Below are 17,851 nucleotides of genomic sequence, written 5' to 3'. Positions count from 1 at the left end.
GTCGCCCCTGGTCAGGGTAGGGCGAACCGGCCACGCTCAGTGACGTGAACTCACAAATCTCCACCCCCCTCCCCGCCCCCACCGACGAACTGACCCAGCGCCTCAGCTGCACCCCGCGCGGCGCCCGCCTCGCCAGACGCCTCACCGCTCAGCAACTCGCCGAGTGGGGATACCCGCACGACAGCGACGCGAACGACGCCGCGCAGCACGTCGTCGCCGAACTCGCAGCGAACGCCGTCACGCACGGCCGCGTACCGGGACGGGACTTCGAACTCCGCCTGCTGCTGCTCCCGGAGGCCACCCTGCGTATCGAGGTGAGCGATACGCGAGGTGACCGGCGACTGCGCATGGTGCCCAGATGGGAGGTCGACGAGGGCGGCCGGGGCCTGATCATCGTGTCGGTGCTCGCCCGCACCTGGGGCGTGGCGGAACGGGACGTCGGCAAGACGGTGTGGGCGGAACTGCCCCTCAAGGACAGGTGAGTCGGGACAGGCCGGGACGGGTCACCAGGGTCACCAGGGGACGACGCCGTCGTCCTCGAAGAACGCACCCGTGGGGCCGTCGTCGGGCAGTGTGGCGAGCCGGATCGGTGTGGCCGCGCCCTGCTCGGGAGTGCGGGGTCCGTAGAAGCCGTTGAAGTCGGTCGCGACCAGGCCCGGACAGGCGGCGTTGATCAGGATGTTCGTCCCGGTGAACTGCCGGGCGTACTGCACGGTGACGGCGTTGAGGTACGACTTCGACGGGGCGTAGGCCGCCATGACGGGGCCGATCTGGATGTCCGGGTCCGCCTGCCGGGTCAGGGAGCCGACGGAGCTGGAGACGTTGACGATGCGTGGAGACGCCGAGCGCCGCAGCAGCGGCAGCATCGCGTTGGTCACCCGGATGACACCGAGGACGTTGGTCTCCAGGACGGTACGGACCATGTCGAGGTCGAGGGCGGTCGGGTCCTGTTCCCAACCCGGCCCCGTCTCTCCGGAGATGCCCGCGTTGTTGACCAGGACGTCCAGGCGTCCGGCCTGCCGTTCGACCAGTTCCGCGGCCTCGGTGACGCTCCGGTCGCCGGTCACGTCCAGCGGGACCCCGAAGGCGTCCACTCCTCCGGCGCGCAGCTTCTCGACAGCGGTCGCGCACCGCGCCTCGTCGCGGGCTCCCACGGCCACCCGGTAGCCGAGGGCGCCCAGCCCGCTCGCGATCTCGTACCCGATTCCCTTGTTCGCGCCGGTGATCAGCGCGATCTTCTTTTCACTCATGCCGTTGATGCTCGCTCGCCGACCGGCGGCGCATCCAACACCGATACGGTGGCCTGTGATACCCGGTGAGTATCACGGGCGTACTCTGTGACCGTGGACAGCTTGGAGACCCGCGAACTGAGGTACTTCGTCGCCGTCGCCGAGGAGCAGCACTTCGGTCGTGCCGCCGAGCGCCTGGGCATGGCCCAACCGCCGCTCTCCAGGGCGATCCAGCAGCTCGAACGGCGCCTCGGCGTCTGCCTGTTGGACCGTAACCGCCGCGGAGTCTCGCTGACCGGCGCCGGAGAGGTGCTGTTGCACGAGGGCCGCGCGGCGCTCGACGCGACCGCCGCCGCGGCTCGCCGCGCCCGTCGTGCCGGTGGCGCCGACGGCCCCGGAGGGTCTCGTGAGCGTCTGGTGCTGGCGGTGAAGGCCGCCGCGGCCCACGAACTGCTGCAGAAGCTTCTCGATGCCTACGCGGCCGAGCCGGATGCCGCCGAGGTCGAGGTGCTGCCGTGCGGCTTCTGTGAGCAGGAGGAACTGCTGCGCGACGGCCGTGCCGATGTGGCGCTCATGCACACGCCGTACAACTCCCTTGCCGGGTTCGACAGCGAGGTGCTGATGTCCGAGGGGCAGATCGCGATCCTGCCCGCCGGACACCCCCTTGCCGCGCGCAGGACTCTGACCATGGCCGACATCAGTGACGTCCCCGACCTCCCGCATGCCCGTTGGCCTCGCCACGGCACCTACCCACCCGGCCCGGGCCCCGAGATCCGCGACCAGACGCAGCTGGCCCAGTTGATCGCCCTCGGCCGCACGATGGCCGCCTTCCCCGAATCCGCCCGCGCCTGGCTGTGGGGCGAGCACGCCGCCGTGCCCCTGACCGACGCGCCTCCCGTCGTCACCCACATCGTCTGGCCCGCGCACAGCCGCTCCCTCTCCCTCGCCGGGCTGATCCGTACGGCCGCACGACTGTGACCGCTCGATCAGCCCACCGGTGGCGTACGGTGGGCCGGCTGTGCGAGGCGCCCGCTCACGACCGCCCGCCGAACTGCCAGTTGTGCACCTCGATGTCCGCGTACCGCTCGGGGGTCGTGAGGACGGCGCGTGCCGCGTCCCGGTCCGCTGCCCGCAGGAGTGCCGCCGTGCCCAGCCAGGTGTCGCCGTCGTCGGCGAGCAGCGGGCCGTAGGCGATCAGGTCGCCCAGGTCGACTCGCGCCGGCAGGGCGAGGTCGATCGCCTCGCCTGCGTCGACGCGGTGTCCGAGGCCGATCACCAGGTATCGGTCGCCCTCCGTCGGGCCGCCCGGGAACTCCCACATCGTGCGGCCCAGCGTGTTGCGCCAGCGGCGGAGCATCACGTCCCGGTAGACGCCCGCCTGGTAGCCCGGCTCGTCGAAGGCGAACGCGCGGGCGGTGGCCGGATCCGGCAGGTCGAGGATGTGCACGCTGCCGGTGGCTGTCTCGCGGTCGTCGGTGAGGGTCGGGCCGCGGGCGATCATCTCCTTGGCGTACCCGTCCATGTACGACCAGTGGTCTTCGAGCAGTTCGTCGCGCAAGGCCCCGGAATCGGGGCGGTCACGGTGGTAGCAGAGAAACTCCATGTCCGCAGACCTACCAGGTTTCGCCCGGGCATGCTTCTTGACTTCACAAGACCCAAGTACGACATTCCCGCCCCATGAACCCAGAAACGGACTCAAAGAGACGTACCGAACTCCCTTCCAGGCGAGGCGTGTTGGCCGGAGCCGCCGCTGCCGCCGGTGTCGCGGCGGGTGTCACGGTCGCGGCAGGTGGCACGGCCGAGGCAGCGGCGCCGCCCCTCCTCGGGACGTACGACGTCGTGGTCGTCGGAGCGGGGGCCGCCGGGATGACCGCCGCGCTGACCGCCGCCAAGCAGGGGTTGACCTGCGTTGTCGTCGAGAAGGCGCCCACCTTCGGCGGGTCGGCCGCCCGTTCCGGTGCCGGGATCTGGATCCCGAACAACCCCGTGATCCTGGCGGCCGGGGTGCCGGACACCCCCGCCAAGGCCGCCGCCTATCTCGCGGCGGTCGTCGGGCCGGATGTCCCCGCCGCGCGTCAGCAGGCCTTCCTCGCCCACGGGCCCGCCATGCTCTCCTTCGTCATGGCGAACAGTCCGCTCCGCTTCCGCTGGATGGAGGGATACAGCGACTACTACCCGGAGTTGCCCGGCGGGCTGCCCAACGGGCGTTCCATAGAGCCTGATCAGCTCGACGGGAACGTCCTCGGCGCCGAGCTCGCCCACCTCAACCCGCCCTATCTCGCGGTCCCTTCGGGCATGGTCGTCTTCAGCGCCGACTACAAGTGGCTGGCCCTGGCCGCCGTGAACGCGAAGGGCACGGCCGTCGCCGTGGAGTGCCTGGCGCGCGGCACGAAGGCGGCCCTCAAGGGGCAGACCCCGCTCACCATGGGCCAGGCCCTCGCGGGCGGACTCCGCGCGGGGCTGGCGTCGGCAGGGGTGCCCGTCTGGCTCAACACCCCGCTCACCGACCTCTACTTGGAGTCCGGAGCGGTCACCGGAGCCGTCGTCACCCGGGGCGGCACCGCCGGTCTCCTCCGTGCCCGGCGCGGCGTGATCGTCGGCTCGGGCGGCTTCGAACACAACGCGGCGATGCGTGCCCAGTACCAGCAGCAGCCCATCGGCACGGAGTGGACGGTCGGCGCGAAGGAGAACACCGGGGACGGAATCCGGGCGGGTGAGCGCGCCGGCGGTTCCCTCGCCCTGATGGACGACGCCTGGTGGGGCCCGGCGATCCCGTTCCTCGACGAGCCGTACTTCTGCCTGGCCGAACGCACCCTCCCCGGCGGCCTGTTGGTCAACGCGGCGGGCTCCCGCTTCGTCAACGAGGCCGGGCCCTACAGCGACGTCGTCCACACCATGTACGAGCGGAACGCCGCCGACCCGGACATCCCGGCCTGGCTGATCGTCGACCAGAACTACCGCAACCGCTACCTCTTCAAGGACGTCACCCCGACCTTCGTACTCCCGGCCGAGTGGTACAACTCCGGTGCCGTGTACAAGGCGTGGACGGTCGACGCTCTCGCGACCGCCATCGGCGTTCCGGCCGCCGCCCTCCGTACGACCGTCAGCCGCTTCAACTCCCTTGCCCTGAACGGCGACGACACCGACTTCGGGCGCGGCGACAGCGCGTACGACCACTACTACACGGACCCGGCCGTCCTCCCGAACTCCTGCCTGGCCCCGCTGTGGCTGCCCCCGTACTACGCCTTCCGGATCGTCCCCGGCGACCTCGGCACCAAGGGCGGCCTACGGACCGACGCCCGGGCGCGGGTACTGCGGGCCGACGGTACGGCGATCCCCGGCCTGTACGCCGCAGGCAACGCCAGTGCCGCCGTCATGGGCCACAGTTACGCGGGCGCCGGCTCGACGATCGGCCCGGCGATGACGTTCGGGTATGTGGCGGCACTGGCGGCTGCGGGGGTGATCTGACGGAAGGGGGCCCCGGACGGGATATGCCTGTGCGTTCCGCATGAACATGCCCTAGTGTCACGCTGATTGCTGGGGAGGCAACAGGTGCGTGTGAGGCACGGGGGGCGGTTCGCCGCGTCGAGAAGGACCAGAAGGCCGAGAAGGGTGACGGCGGTCGCTGGGGTCGTCATGGCCGTAGTGGGAATGGCGTTCGTCGCGGGATGCGGGCAGAGATACGGGGATCCGGAGCCGTACGACACTCTGGCGCAGGTGCCGGAGAAGCTCGCGGTGAGCGGGACGACCATCACGGTCGGCGACCCGACAGCCGAGGTCACCGTGCACATGTACGAGGACATGCGCTGCCCGTTCTGCGAGAAGTTCGAGACGGTCGGCGCCGGCCCGGAACTCCAGGCCGCCGTGCTGCGGCGGGAGGTGAAGACCGAGTACACCCTGGCCTCCTTCCTCGACGACCGGCTCGGCGGGAGCGGCTCGAAGAAGGCGGCCAACGCGCTCAGGGCGGCCCTGGACGTCGGCAGGTTCGCCGAGTACCACGACGTGCTGTACGCCAACCAGCCCGAGGAGGAGGACGACGGCTTCACCGACGCGCGCCTCCTCCAACTGGCGGAGAAGGTCGACGGGTTGCGCACCCCCGCCTTCGAGTCGGCGGTGAAGACGATGAAGTACCGCTCCTTCGTGACCGCCTCCGAGGATGCCTACGAACGCGTCGGCACGGCGGAGGAGCGGAGCAAGGGCCAGGGGCCGGGCACACCCACCGCCGTGATCGACGACGTCAAGGTCCCCGCGGAGATCAGCGGGGTGCTGTACGACCCGAAGCTCTTCGCGGAGCTGCTGCAGCTGGTCCAGGACCGCCCCGGAGAGTGGCAGGCGTACAAGGACTACCAGCCGCTTCCGGACCCCGAGGACTACGGATTCTGAGCCGGACGCCCTGACCGTCCCGACCTTAATTGACCCGACCTATCCATCAAGTCCTGTGCCTGTGCGCACCATTGACAGCCCTACACCCCTCCTCAATCATCAAGACACCCGATGATTTGGGAGCCGCCATGAGTACGTATCCACGACGTCATGTCCTGGGCGCCACCGCGGGAGTCGCCGCTTCGGTCGCCCTTCCCCTCGCCGCCACGACGGACGCGCACGCCGCCGAGACGGTCGAGCGACAGACCGGAGCCGGAACGGGAGCAGGCACCGGAGCCGGGACCGGTGTCTGGGTTCCCGTGCCGAGTCCGGTGCCCGTCTCCCTCTCCGGCCTCTACGACAACGACGGCGTGGACACCGCCTCCGCGCGGGGCGGCGACTTCGACGGGTCCGGCTACACCTTCCCGGGCGAGGAACTCCCGTCGGGACAGGTGCGGGTGGAGGGCGTTCCCTTCGACTTCCCCGCCTCCACCGCCGGCGCCAAGAACAACGTCGTGTCGCTCGGGCAGCGCCTCGACATCCCCAAGGGCCGCTACCTGACAGCCCACTTCCTCACCGCCGGGAGCTACGGCAACGCCTCCGGCAAGGCCACGGTCCACTACGCGGACGGCTCGACCACGACGGCCGGCCTCGGCGGGTCCGACTGGTACGCGTCGGGCGGCGCACTGTCCGCCCCGTACCGCTACCGTCCGGACGGCACGAAGGACGAACACAGCGTCGGCATCGGGACGTCGGACCTGTGGATCGACCCACAGCGCGAGGCCGTCGCCATCACCCTGCCGGTCACCAACCCGGCCGAAGCGAACAAGGCCTGCCTGCACGTGTTCGCGCTCTCCCTCCAACCGGTCGCCCAGGGACGGGCGTTGACCCTGCGCGACGCCCACTCCACGAACTCGCTGCTGGAGTCCACCGGAGCCCAGAGCGTCGAGGCCACCGTCGTCAACGCGGGCACCGTCGCCGTCCTGGCCCACGACAACGTCACGGTACGGGTGGACGTGCCCGGCGCCCGCACGGTGGAGCCCGCGCGAGTCCGCCGCCTCGACCCCGGCGAACAGGCCCGCGTCCGGGTCGGCATCCGCAACCGGACAGGCACCGCGCCGGGCACCTTGCAGGAGGGCGTGGTCACGGTCACCGGACGAGGAGCCCAGGCCGCCGCGCAACGCAGCCCGCTCTCCCTCGGCGTCGCCGACTACCGGCCCACCGAGGAATCGCTCTCCGGCCACCAGGCGCCGTACTGGTTCCACAGCGCCAAGTTCGGCATCTTCATCCACTGGGGCGTGTACTCGGTGCCCGCCTGGTCGCCGGTCGGGGAGCAGTACGCCGAGTGGTACTGGAACCACCTCCAGGACCCGAACAACGCCGTGCACGCCTACCACCGGCAGACATACGGCGAGAACTTCGCGTACGACGACTTCATCCCCATGTTCACGGCCCAGCGGTTCGACCCGCGCGCCTGGGTCGAGCTGTTCCGGGACGCCGGCGCCCAGTACCACGTACTGACCTCGAAACACCACGAGGGATACGCGCTGTGGGACACCAAGCTCTCCGACCGGAACTCCGTGAAGACGGGTCCGCGACGGGACCTGGTCAGGGAACTCTTCGAGGCGTCCCGTCGCTACACGCCCGAGCTGCACCGGGGGCTCTACTTCTCGATGCCCGAGTGGTTCAACCCGGACAGCCCGTGGATGGGCCACGCCCCGCGCAACCCGTACACCCTCGACCCGGTGCCGTACACCGGATACACCGCGGGCAAGGACTTCGTGAAGGACTACCAGGCCCCGCAGCTGCTGGAGCTGATCCACGGCTACGAGCCCGAGCTCATCTGGTGCGACATCGGGGGCGCCAACGACAGCCTGCACGTGCTCGCCGAGTACTTCAACAACGCCAAGAACCGCAAGCGCCCCGCCGAGGTCACCGTCAACAACCGCTCAGGCATCGCCTTCCACGACTTCACAACCCCCGAGTACACGACGTACGACAACACGGTCGTCGCCAAATGGGAGTCCAGCCGCGGACTCGACCCGTTCAGCTACGGGTACAACCAGGCGACGCCCGACGGCAAGTACATGACCACGGAGCAGGTCGTGCACAGCCTGGTGGACATCGTCTCCAAGAACGGCAACTTCCTGCTCGACATCGGTCCGCGCGCGGACGGCACCATCCCGGAGATCATGCAGACCCGGCTGCGCGAGACGGGCCGGTGGCTGAGCACCAACGGCGAGGCGATCTACGACACCACGTATTGGTCGAGGATGGCGCAACTGGGCGACGACCTGCGCTTCACGGTCCGCCCCGACCAGGCCTTCTACATCCACTCCCTGGCCGAGCCGGGCGCCCGGCTCACCGTCGAGGCCCCCGTACCCATCCGCAGCGGCGACACGGTGACGATGCTCGGCCACGACCGACCCCTGACCTGGACCGTCAGCAACGGCGCACTACGAATCGACGTCCCCGCGACGGCCCGAAAAGCCGGGCAGCACGCCTGGGTCTTCAAGGTGCACTGGAACTCCTGACCCCGGAAAAGGCAGGAGCTCCGATGCCGTCGAGACGGCTCGGAGCTCCTTGGGGTACTGCACACGTTCCGGATCAGAGCAATCGGCTCAGCTGAGCCGAAGACTTAGATCGGGCTGACGTTCTCCGCCTGCGGGCCCTTCGGACCCTGCGTGACGTCGAAGGAAACCGCCTGGTTCTCTTCGAGAGAGCGGAATCCGCTCGCGTTGATCGCGGAGTAGTGGACGAAGACGTCCGGGCCGCCGCCTTCCTGGGCAATGAAACCAAAGCCCTTTTCGGCGTTGAACCACTTCACGGTTCCGGTAGCCATAAGCCCTCCCTGGGCCCAAAGGGTTGCCCTGCTCCAGAACCTGCAAGGTGTAAACAAAAGCTTGTAAACAACTGCATTCATCTGAATACGACGAGAGCCCGCGGTCACATGCTCCGCAGGCTCTGTACTGCAAGGGAAACCAAACTGCAACTTGCGGCGAGCCTAGCATGCAGGCACCGGAATGCAATAGAGGTCAAGATCACGTCACCCGGACGTTTGAGAGGCGGCGCGCGGCCTTGACAGCCCCCCGGGAGGGCTCATGGTAAGGACGGCCCGTTAGCCTCGCGAGGTGGACAATTCTCGCACCCGGCCGCGCGTCGGCCACATCCAGTTCCTGAACTGCCTGCCCCTGTACTGGGGGCTCGCGAGAACAGGCACGCTCCTCGACTTCGAGCTGACCAAGGACAGCCCTGAGAAGCTCAGCGAGCAGCTGGTGCGCGGCGACCTCGACATCGCGCCCATCACGCTCGTCGAGTTCCTCCGCAACGCCGATGACCTGGTCGCCTTCCCTGACATCGCCGTCGGCTGCGACGGCCCGGTGATGTCGTGCGTACTCGTCTCACAGATCCCCCTGGACCGCCTGGACGGCGCACGGGTGGCACTCGGCTCGACCTCCCGCACCTCCGTACGCCTGGCGCAACTGCTCCTGTCCGAGCGCTACGGCGTACAGCCCGACTACTACACGTGTCCGCCCGATCTCAGCCTGATGATGCAGGAGGCGGACGCGGCGGTGCTGATCGGCGACGCGGCCCTGCGCGCCAACCTCCTGGACGGCCCGCGCTACGGCCTCCAGGTGCACGACCTGGGCACCCTGTGGAAGGAGTGGACGGGGCTGCCGTTCGTCTTCGCGGTGTGGGCGGTCCGTAAGGACTACCTGGCGCGCGAACCGTTCGTGACCCGCAAGGTCCACGAGGCGTTCCTCGCCTCCCGCGACCTCTCCCTGGAAGAGGTCGGCAAGGTCGCCGAGCAGGCGGCCCGCTGGGAGGAGTTCGACGCCCAGGTCCTGGAGCGCTACTTCACGACCCTCGACTTCCGCTTCGGCGGCCCGCAGCTCACGGCCGTACGGGAGTTCGCCCGACGTGTAGGCCCCACAACGGGCTTTCCCGCGGACGTGGAGGTGGACCTGCTGGAGCCGTAGGCTGCTGCTCGTCGCCGGCGGGCGCGGGGTCGGCGTATGAGGTGTGTACGGGGGAGAGGTGGGGGCCATGCAGCCGCTGGACGTCGGTGAGTCGGACGTCGTGGGGCCCTACCGGCTGCTCGGGCGGCTCGGCGCGGGCGGGATGGGCCGGGTCTACCTGGGGCGCAGCACCGGCGGCCGTACCGTCGCGGTCAAGATCGTGCACCCGCACTTCGCGCTCGACGAGGAGTTCCGGGCCCGGTTCCGGCGCGAGGTCGAGGCCGCCCGGCGGGTCGGCGGCGCCTGGACGGCCTCCGTCCTGGACGCGGACCCCGACGCCCCGGTGCCATGGGTGGCGACGGCGTACGCGGCCGGCCCCTCCCTGACGGCGGCGATCACGAACGACGGCCCCTTGCCCCTGAATTCCGTACGGGCACTCGGCGCGGGCCTTGCCGAGGCACTGACCGCCGTCCACGCCCTGAACCTCGTCCACCGCGACGTGAAGCCCTCGAACGTCCTGCTCACCCTCGACGGCCCCCTCCTCATCGACTTCGGCATCGCACGGGCCACCGACGGCACGGCGTCCCTGACGTCGACCGGCGTCTCGGTCGGCTCGCCCGGCTACATGTCCCCGGAACAGATCCTCGGCCATCCGGTCACCGGAGCGGCGGATGTCTTCTCCCTGGGCGCGGTACTGGCGTACGCGGCGACGGGCCGCTCACCTTTCCCCGGCGACTCGTCGGCCGCGCTCCTCTACAAGGTCGTGCACGAGGAGCCCCAGCTGGGCGGTCTTGGTGGTGAGTTGCGGGAGGTGGTCGAAGGCTGCCTGGCGAAGGACCCGGCCACTCGACCGGCCCCCGCCGAGGTGGGCCGGCGGCTCGCCCCTCAGGGGGCGGCACGGCTGGTGGCGGGCGGGTGGCTGCCGGGGGCGGTGGTGGAGCGGGTCAGCCGGGACGCGGTGGCGTTGCTCAACCTGGAGGTCGCGGAGGCGGCGGCTCAGGAGGGCGCGCTGTCCGGGCCGGTGGGGTTCAGTACGCCCATGGTCGCGGGGGCGGGCGTAGGCGCGGGCGAGTTCGGGCCGCCGCCGGTGATGCCGGGGCCCCGGGACGCGGAGCCGGAGCCGGAGCCGTCGGATCGGGTGCCCGGCAAGGTCTCCGTCAGCGTGGCGGCGACCTCCGTACCCGGTGCCGACGGGCGCGGACGGAAGCTGAGCTGCACGGTGGCCCTCGCGGTGGCCGGCGCGCTGGCGGTGGTGACGGTGGGCTCGGCGTTCCTGTTCGACCTGCTGCCGGGCGGGGCCGAGGACAGGGGTACCGACGCGGCAGGGAAGAGTTCTGCGTCGAGTGAGGACTCCGACCGGGCAACGCAGAGTCCGCCACAGAGCACGGTGCCCGGGCCGGCGAGCGGCACGATGACGGTGCCCGCGTCCTACGTCGGCACCTGGGAAGGTCCGGCCGTCGCCCTCGACGGCACGCTGCCGATGGGGACGTTCCGGGTGACGGTCCAACGGGCCGCCGTGGGCGACAAGTTGGGCACCTTCCGGCAGACGGACCAGATCGGCGGCATCTGCGACGACGATCTGTTCCTGAAGGAGGTCACGAAGACCCGGCTCGTCGTCACGTCGATCGCCGACAAGTCGAACAGAAGCGTGTGTACGACGGGCTCGCACAGGGTGCTGCTCACGCCGGTCGGCGACGACCTCAAGTACGAGACGGACAACCCGGAGGCGGGGGATCCGGTGGCTCGGATGTCGCGGGTGGGGTAGGGGTGGGGGCGGGCCGCGTTATCGGCGTCCGGCGTTCACAGGGTGGGGGCGGGTGCAGCTCAGGCCGCGGGTTTCCCGCCCGCCCACCCGTTCGCCGCATGTGTCCAGCGCAGGTCGCGGGTTTCCCGCCCGCCCACCCGTTCAACCGCATCTGTCCAGCCCAGGCCCGCTTTCCAGCCCGTCCGGCGTTTGAGGACAAGGCCCGTTCAGGGCCGGCAGCGGGGTCTGGGGGCGCAGCCCCCAGGTACAGGATGGGACGGGTAGGGGCGGCGGGGGCGAAAACCTCACCGCCCACACACCAACTCACCCAGGAATAACGACCGTCCGCAACTCCCCGTCCCCCAAATGCAACATCCCCTTACCCGGCGCGATCTGCCCACCCACCATGCTCCGGTTGATCCGCACCCCGATCAGATCCCCACTCGAAGACTCCTGCGGAGACAGCAGAATCCCCCGCCGCCCCTTCTTCGCGTCGACCTGCCATCCACTGAACCCACTGCAGACATCTTCCTCGTCACCCGCGATGACCAGCCCGAGCCCCCGCTCCGCCCCCCGCGAGACGATCTTCTTCATCTGGCTCGCGGCATCGCAGTCCTCCAGGATCTCCCCGTCGTCGATGAGGACCACGATCGGCTCCTCCAACGACGCCTGGTCGATGATCTCCTCGAAGTCGTCCTCGTCGATGTCGTCCCCGGTGTACACCTTCAACACGCCATCCGCACCGTCCAGTTGCCGCAACGGCGACTGACGAGGCGCCGCGATGACCAGTCGTACACCCTGGGACAGATACGACTGCGCGAAGTTCATCAGCACCGTCGAGCGGCCCGACTTGGCCGGCCCCGCGATGACGAACGTAGGCACACCGGTCGCGAGATCAGGCCCGAAGCCCGTGATGTCGTCACCGCCGATGCCCACGAGGCCCCACAGACGGGAGCCGGACGTCTCCGGGTCGCGCATGCCCCACGCGTCCGCGAACGAGATCCGCGACGGCAGGCTGTCCACCCTGAACGGGCGCCGGGAGCGCGGGACTTGGGCGTCCCGGGCCGCCGCGGCCTCACCGATCGCCGTGATCGCGGCCGCCTGTCCCTGCCCGGTCGTGTCCTGCGACAGCAGCGCGAACTGGGTCTCGATACCGGACTCGTTCTTGTAGCCACGCCCCGGCGGAATCTCCTCCGGGACCTTGCGGTGCGGGATACCGAGCGCCGAGAAGTCGCTGCGGTCGGCGAGCCGCAGCCCGTACTTGTCCTCGGTGAGGGTGGCGATCCGGCCGACCAGCAGGGTGCGGTCACCGGTCAGGACCAGGTGGATGCCGATGCTCGCACCCTCGCGCATCATCGTCGTCAACTCGTCGGTGAGCGTGCCGTGGTCGATCTCGCCGAGGGTGGGCACCCAGCCCTCCCAGCGGTCCAGCAGCACCACGATGTGCGCCAGGCGCTCCTCCTCCGGAGACGCGGCGCGCTGCTCGCCGATGTCCGCGAACCCCTTCTCCGCCAACAGGTCCTGGCGGCGCGCCATCTCGGCCTTGAGCCGGTTCACCAACCGAATGACCCGCTCGGTCTGGTTACGGCTGACGACAGCACCGCAGTGCGGCAGCCGGGTCAGCGCGTTGAGTGCGCCGTTGCCGCAGTCGATGCCGTACAGGTGGACGTCGGCGGTGGAGTGGGTGCGGGCCAGGGAGGCCGCGATCGTACGCAGGATCTGTGAGCGGCCGCTGCGCGGGGCGCCGCCGATCATGAGATGGCCGAAGGTGGAGAAGTCGACGACGACCGGGCGGCGGGCCTGCGCGGACGGCAGGTCCTCGACGCCGTACGGGACGGGCGCCAGCTTGCCGGTGCCGTGGTCGGCGAAGGCCGGGACCTCGATCTCGTCGAGCAGCAGCGTCTCGGAGAGGGCGGGCAGCCAGGGGCTGTGCTGGGGCGGGATACCGAGCGACCGGTTGGCGTCGCGCACGGCGTCGACGAGCACCTTGAGGTCGGTGATCTCCTCGTCCTCCCGCTTCTCGACCTTGGGCTTCTTCAGCGCGGCCCGGCCCAGGTCCTCCCAGGCCAGCGAGCCGGACCAGGGCATGAGGACCGCGGGGTCCGCCGCTCCGGGCCGGCGTCCACCGACACGTCCGGACTGGAAGGGCACGAGGGAGGCGTGGCCGAGTCGTACGTACGCGCGACCGGGCGTGTTCTTGGAGATGTGCCCGGCCTCGGGCGAGTCGATGACGTCGGACGACTCACCGCCGTCCGTCACGCGCAGCGCGATACGGAGGTTGGTGTTGGCGCGGATCTCGGGGGACACGACACCCGACGGCCGCTGTGTGGCGAGGAGCAGGTGGATGCCGAGGGAGCGGCCTCGCTGGGCGATGTTCACGAGACCGGTGACGAAGTCGGGCAGGTCACGCACCATCGAGGCGAACTCGTCGATGACGATGAGGAGTCGGGGGACGGGGGCATGGGACGGATCCCGACGCACCAGATCCTGGTAGTCCTCGATGTCCTTGGCGTCGGCGTTGGCCAGGATGTGTTCCCGGCGGTGCAGCTCGGCGCCGAGCGATTCGAGGGCGCGCTCGACGAGATGGGCGTCGAGGTCGGTCACCATGCCGACGGTGTGCGGGAGATGCACACAGTCCTTGAAGGCGGCGCCACCCTTGTAGTCCACCAGCACGAATGTCATGTTCTCGGGGGTGTTGGCGACGGCGAGCGCGGCCACGATGGTCTGCAGCAGCTCCGACTTGCCCGAACCGGTCGTACCCGCGATGAGCCCGTGCGGCCCGTCCTTCCGGATATCGATGCCGAACGCCCCGTCGTACGACTCACCGATGACGGCCATCGTCGACTGCCCGCCCATACGCCAGCGCGCGGTGATCGCGTCGGGCGTCGGCGGCTCCAGCTGAAGCACGTCGAGCAGCCGACTCGACCCGGGCAGCGCCGAGTCCTCGGTCTCGCCGCTGATGTCACGCAGCGCGGACAGCGACCGGGCCAGGCGCAGACACCAGGCGGCGGAGACGAAGTCGGGCCGTACGTCCCGTACGCCCTCCGCGCTCTCCTCCTCGACGCGCAGCCGCAGCTTGTCGGCCTGGGCGCGCCGGTCGGGTTCGCTGTCGGCGGCATGCCACGCGTGGAACGACGGGAACCCGCCCGCGACCTGCGGCTGAGCCGGTGTGCTGCTCGCGTACGCCGGGTCGGTGTGTTCCTCGGCCCTGGGCTCGGCGACGACGAAGGCCTGGCACTCGCCGGGCAGGAACCGCTCCTCGGCGTCGAGGCAGAGGGCGTACATCGCCACGGCCGGCCCCTCGCGCAGCAGCTTGACGACACCGGGAAGCGACCGCAGCCGCCGGGACCCGTCCCATACGACGACGATGTCCGGGTCGCTGAACGACGCCCGCTGACCCTTGTTCTGCTCGGCGGCCTTCTTGCGCGCGTCGAGGATCTGGGTCAGCTCGCCGATCCGCGCGCCGACGGTCTCCGCGTCGGTGCCGATGAGGACGTTGACGTCCTGCCCGCCGGACGGCCTGGTGTGCGGCAGCCAGCGGACCCAGTCCCAGCTGTCCTGCGCGGTGCTCTCGCTCAACACGTAGAACTGGACGTCCATCGGGCTCTGCAGCGCGGCGGTCTGGGCGACGGCCCACCGCCCGAGCGCGCGCGCCGAGTCCCCGGGGCCCGCCATACCGATGACCCCGAGCGAGCGCAGCGACAGCGCGACGGGCGCGTCCTCGATCTTCCACGTCACCTGACGCCGGTGCTCGTCCTGTTCCGGGTCGTCGAGCACGACCTCGGACGGCAACTGCCCGGTGCCGACGCGCAGGAGGAGATGGTCGCGGTCGGTGCGTCGGCGCTCCCAGAGTCTCGTACGGGGGCCGGTGCCGAGGGAGAGGACGGTGGCGGGGTCGGGAATGGCGTGCCGTCGGTCCTGCCGCTCGGCGAGCAGGGCGTCCTGCGCGTCCTTCTCGATCCGCTCCTTCTGCTCCTTGTACTCCTTGACCTGCTTGGCATGGGACTTGCGCCCGTGCTTCTTGTCCATGAAGTAGTTGGCGAAGAGCATGATCGGGCTGAGGCCGGCCATGATCAGGTAGTACCAGCGCCCGAAGATGGTCACGGCCACGATCGCACCCACCAGGGGCGTCAGCGCCATCAGCCAGGGCAGCGGCCGGGCCTCGAACTCACGCGGCGGCGACGGCAGCCGGAACTTGGTCTGCCGGTCGGGGGAGCGCAGCCGGGGCGGCCGGTTGTAGTCGAGACCCACGCCGTCCTCGGACCACTTGAGGGCCGCGTTGGGTGGGGTGTAACGGGCCAGCTCGACAAGGGAGTTGCCGACGGCGATCTGCCCACCGAGGGGCCACTCGACCCCCTTGGCGTCTTTGGCCCCGTTGCCGTCTTTGGTGTCCTTGGCGCCCTTGGCATCCTTGGCGGCCTTGACGTCCTTTATCGGTGTGCCGTCGAGGGTGACGTCGTCCGTCTCTCCGTGCACGGTGACCTGGCAGGTTCCGTCGGTTGCAACTGACAACGTGAGGGCGCGCGCGTCGACCTCGGGATCGTCGATCCGGATGTACGAGGCGGGCCCGCTGCCGATGTCGTAGCGCCCCACCCCGAGCCGGTGCACGAACCCGGCGACGGGCCCGCCCACGACCCGCAGCTCGACGAGCCCGGTCGGCTCGCCGGGCAGACACCCGGCGGGATCCTGGAGGCTGACCACGGCGCCTTCGCGCAGGGGCGACCCGCCGACGTTGGCGGACGGGTCGACGGCGTAACCGTCCACATAGACAAGGGGGGAGTTGTTCGCGGGCACCTGCCCGTGGTGCCCGAGCGGAATGATCTGGGCACCGCTGTGGCCGACCTGTTTGGCCAGTTCCTGTGCGATGTCCCCGACGGTGGACTCGGGATCCGCGTCGAGCACGACGTCGGCGGTGCTCCCGCCGAACGGATCGACGACGGTCAGAGTCAGGCGCACGGTTGTCCTCCCCAACGGCCCCCGTGGCCGCTCACGCAACGCCGGCCACCGTACGGAGTGACGATATCCGCTCCATATGACAGAAGGGCAACGGGTGGGCCGGAGAGGCGCTGGGACCCTTTCCTATGGTGAATTGGTGACGGAACGGTGTTGAACGGTCTTGTTCCAGAACCGAGATGTATCCACTCGCGCCACACCCGTAAGCTGCTGCCTCAGCCAGCTGAAACCAGTTGGTACCAGTTGGAACAGGGAAGCCACGGGGGTTGGCCCTGCGGCACTTTGACGAGGGAGCGGCTTCATGGCCAAGGACCTTGATGTCACATATCAGGACATGCGGGATGCTGCCAAGCATGTCGTGAAGGAGAAGGAAAAGCTCCAGGAGAAGCTGGACGGCCTGCGCAAGTACATCGCGAACCTGGTCGAGTCCGGCTATGTCACGAAGAGTTCGTCGAAGGCCTTCGACGAGAACTTCGAGGAGTTCACGCGCGGCGCGAAGGACACGCTGGACGGTCTCGACGGCATGGGTGACTACCTGACCATGGCCGCGGACAAGTTCGAGCAGATCGACGAGGAACTGGCGAAGTCGGCGAAGAAGTAGCAGAAGTAGCCGAGGCGCGGTTCAGCGGCAGAGCCTGCGAGGCGCCCGCTCGGTGCGGCAGTGAACGCCGTACGCACCGGGTGGGCGCCGCCCGCTAGTCGCCGTCGCCGCCCGGAAGGCGCCCTGTTTCGCCGTCAGTTGTCGGACCGGGGCTGCCTGAGTGCGTACATGTGGAGCTCGCTGCGCAGCTCTTCCGTGTCGACTCGCAGCCAGGATCCGTCACGGAAACGGATCAGCAGCATCCTTGTCTCGAACTCCCCGAAGAAGGGGTCGACGAGGGTCGCTTCGGTGGCGGGGATGCGGGCGACGATCTGCATGTGCTTCTCCCGCCCCACGCTGACCCGCTCCGGCGGAGCGGCCAGGACGATCCCGTCCTCGGTGGCGAGCAGCAGTCGCTGGTGGTGGGTGGAGTGGCCGTACCAACGCAGCAGGAACTGCCCGGCGTCGGCGTGCCAGTCCCCGTCGAAGACCTTGTCGAGGCCTTGGGCGGCGATGGTGGCGTCCCGGCGCCTGCCATCCTCCTTCTTGGCTTGCCACCGCTCCTTTTCTTCCTTCGAACCGAGGGAGCGCTCGACGGCTTCCTCCGCGTCCGACAGAAGGCTCAACAGCATGATGAGTGGTATGAAAGGCGCACCGAGCACCGCGCCGACCATGCCCAACGGGGGCAGCCTGGCAGGACGGAGCTGTGGATTGCCCGCAGCCTGGAGCACGTCGGCCGGCGGCTGCGGGATCTTCTCGATCCAGCACCATTCGCCGGCCTCGGCGCGGATGCCGAGGCGGTCCGTTATCAGGCGCTGCTTGCCTCTGGATGTCACGTCGGGACTCTCCTTGCCGATGCGGACGGGACTGGACACCGTCGAGATCCTGTTGTCCCGCGGGCCTGGGAACCGACAGCCCCACCCGTAGGATCCTTGCTCATACGGAAGGCTGAGAGACGCACACGACGCAGCCAGCCATGGAGGTCGCGGGAAGCCGCCTTCGGCTGCGCTACGCGAGCCTCTCG

13 protein-coding genes are annotated in these 17,851 nt (G+C 69.6%); 8 read left to right on the top strand and 5 right to left on the bottom strand.

Annotation, left to right across the window (positions count from 1 at the left end):
- The first annotated feature begins 44 nt into the window (after positions 1-44).
- Positions 45-482 (top strand): ATP-binding protein, encoded by a 438-nt coding sequence (locus OG241_RS23130; protein WP_405817450.1) that lies wholly within the window; start codon positions 45-47, stop codon positions 480-482.
- 30 nt (positions 483-512) lie between these two features.
- Here the strand turns inward: OG241_RS23130 and OG241_RS23125 are convergent, their stop codons facing one another.
- Positions 513-1,250, bottom strand: a complete 738-nt coding sequence (locus OG241_RS23125; protein ID WP_405817448.1) for an SDR family oxidoreductase — start codon at positions 1,248-1,250, stop codon at positions 513-515.
- Between the two features lie 93 nt (positions 1,251-1,343).
- Here OG241_RS23125 and OG241_RS23120 point away from each other — a divergent pair, with 93 nt between their 5' ends.
- Entirely contained in the window at positions 1,344-2,207 is an 864-nt protein-coding gene (locus tag OG241_RS23120; RefSeq protein ID WP_405817446.1) for a LysR family transcriptional regulator, read from the top strand.
- Between the two features lie 55 nt (positions 2,208-2,262).
- On the opposite strand, the gene OG241_RS23115 is transcribed toward OG241_RS23120, so the two are convergent.
- Positions 2,263-2,832: a YciI family protein gene (locus OG241_RS23115; protein ID WP_405817444.1), complete on the bottom strand. Its 570-nt coding sequence runs from the start codon at positions 2,830-2,832 to the stop codon at positions 2,263-2,265.
- Positions 2,833-2,906: 74 nt separating this feature from the next.
- Between OG241_RS23115 and kstD the strand changes: the two genes are divergently transcribed.
- The 3 genes from kstD to OG241_RS23100 all read left to right on the top strand — a co-directional run bounded on the left by kstD (position 2,907) and on the right by OG241_RS23100 (position 8,125).
- The gene (gene kstD / locus OG241_RS23110; protein ID WP_405817442.1) at positions 2,907-4,697 is read left to right on the top strand and encodes a 3-oxosteroid 1-dehydrogenase; all 1,791 of its coding nucleotides are present in this window, start codon (positions 2,907-2,909) and stop codon (positions 4,695-4,697) included.
- A gap of 168 nt (positions 4,698-4,865) precedes the next feature.
- On the top strand, positions 4,866-5,612 hold the full coding sequence (locus tag OG241_RS23105) for a DsbA family protein (RefSeq protein ID WP_405817440.1): 747 nt from the start codon (positions 4,866-4,868) through the stop codon (positions 5,610-5,612).
- A 128-nt stretch (positions 5,613-5,740) separates the two neighbouring features.
- The gene (locus tag OG241_RS23100) at positions 5,741-8,125 is read left to right on the top strand and encodes an alpha-L-fucosidase (protein ID WP_405817438.1); all 2,385 of its coding nucleotides are present in this window, start codon (positions 5,741-5,743) and stop codon (positions 8,123-8,125) included.
- 104 nt (positions 8,126-8,229) lie between these two features.
- On the opposite strand, the gene OG241_RS23095 is transcribed toward OG241_RS23100, so the two are convergent.
- Entirely contained in the window at positions 8,230-8,433 is a 204-nt protein-coding gene (locus OG241_RS23095) for a cold-shock protein (RefSeq protein WP_006380707.1), read from the bottom strand.
- Between the two features lie 289 nt (positions 8,434-8,722).
- Here OG241_RS23095 and OG241_RS23090 point away from each other — a divergent pair, with 289 nt between their 5' ends.
- Together OG241_RS23090 and OG241_RS23085 are read left to right on the top strand one after the other, a co-directional pair.
- The gene (locus tag OG241_RS23090) at positions 8,723-9,571 is read left to right on the top strand and encodes a menaquinone biosynthetic enzyme MqnA/MqnD family protein (protein ID WP_405817435.1); all 849 of its coding nucleotides are present in this window, start codon (positions 8,723-8,725) and stop codon (positions 9,569-9,571) included.
- A gap of 67 nt (positions 9,572-9,638) precedes the next feature.
- Entirely contained in the window at positions 9,639-11,315 is a 1,677-nt protein-coding gene (locus tag OG241_RS23085) for a serine/threonine-protein kinase (RefSeq protein WP_405817433.1), read from the top strand.
- Between the two features lie 303 nt (positions 11,316-11,618).
- Here the strand turns inward: OG241_RS23085 and OG241_RS23080 are convergent, their stop codons facing one another.
- On the bottom strand, positions 11,619-16,250 hold the full coding sequence (locus OG241_RS23080) for an FtsK/SpoIIIE domain-containing protein (RefSeq protein WP_405817431.1): 4,632 nt from the start codon (positions 16,248-16,250) through the stop codon (positions 11,619-11,621).
- Between the two features lie 298 nt (positions 16,251-16,548).
- Here OG241_RS23080 and OG241_RS23075 point away from each other — a divergent pair, with 298 nt between their 5' ends.
- Positions 16,549-16,848, top strand: a complete 300-nt coding sequence (locus OG241_RS23075) for a WXG100 family type VII secretion target (protein WP_006380729.1) — start codon at positions 16,549-16,551, stop codon at positions 16,846-16,848.
- 134 nt (positions 16,849-16,982) lie between these two features.
- Here the strand turns inward: OG241_RS23075 and OG241_RS23070 are convergent, their stop codons facing one another.
- The gene (locus OG241_RS23070; RefSeq protein ID WP_405817429.1) at positions 16,983-17,663 is read right to left on the bottom strand and encodes a hypothetical protein; all 681 of its coding nucleotides are present in this window, start codon (positions 17,661-17,663) and stop codon (positions 16,983-16,985) included.
- Positions 17,664-17,851: the final 188 nt, after the last annotated feature.

Source organism: Streptomyces sp. NBC_01390 (genome assembly GCF_045040105.1).
Taxonomy (GTDB): Bacteria; Actinomycetota; Actinomycetes; order Streptomycetales; family Streptomycetaceae; genus Streptomyces.
Note: the sequence above shows the minus strand (reverse complement) of the source record. Positions and strands in the feature narration are given on the sequence as shown.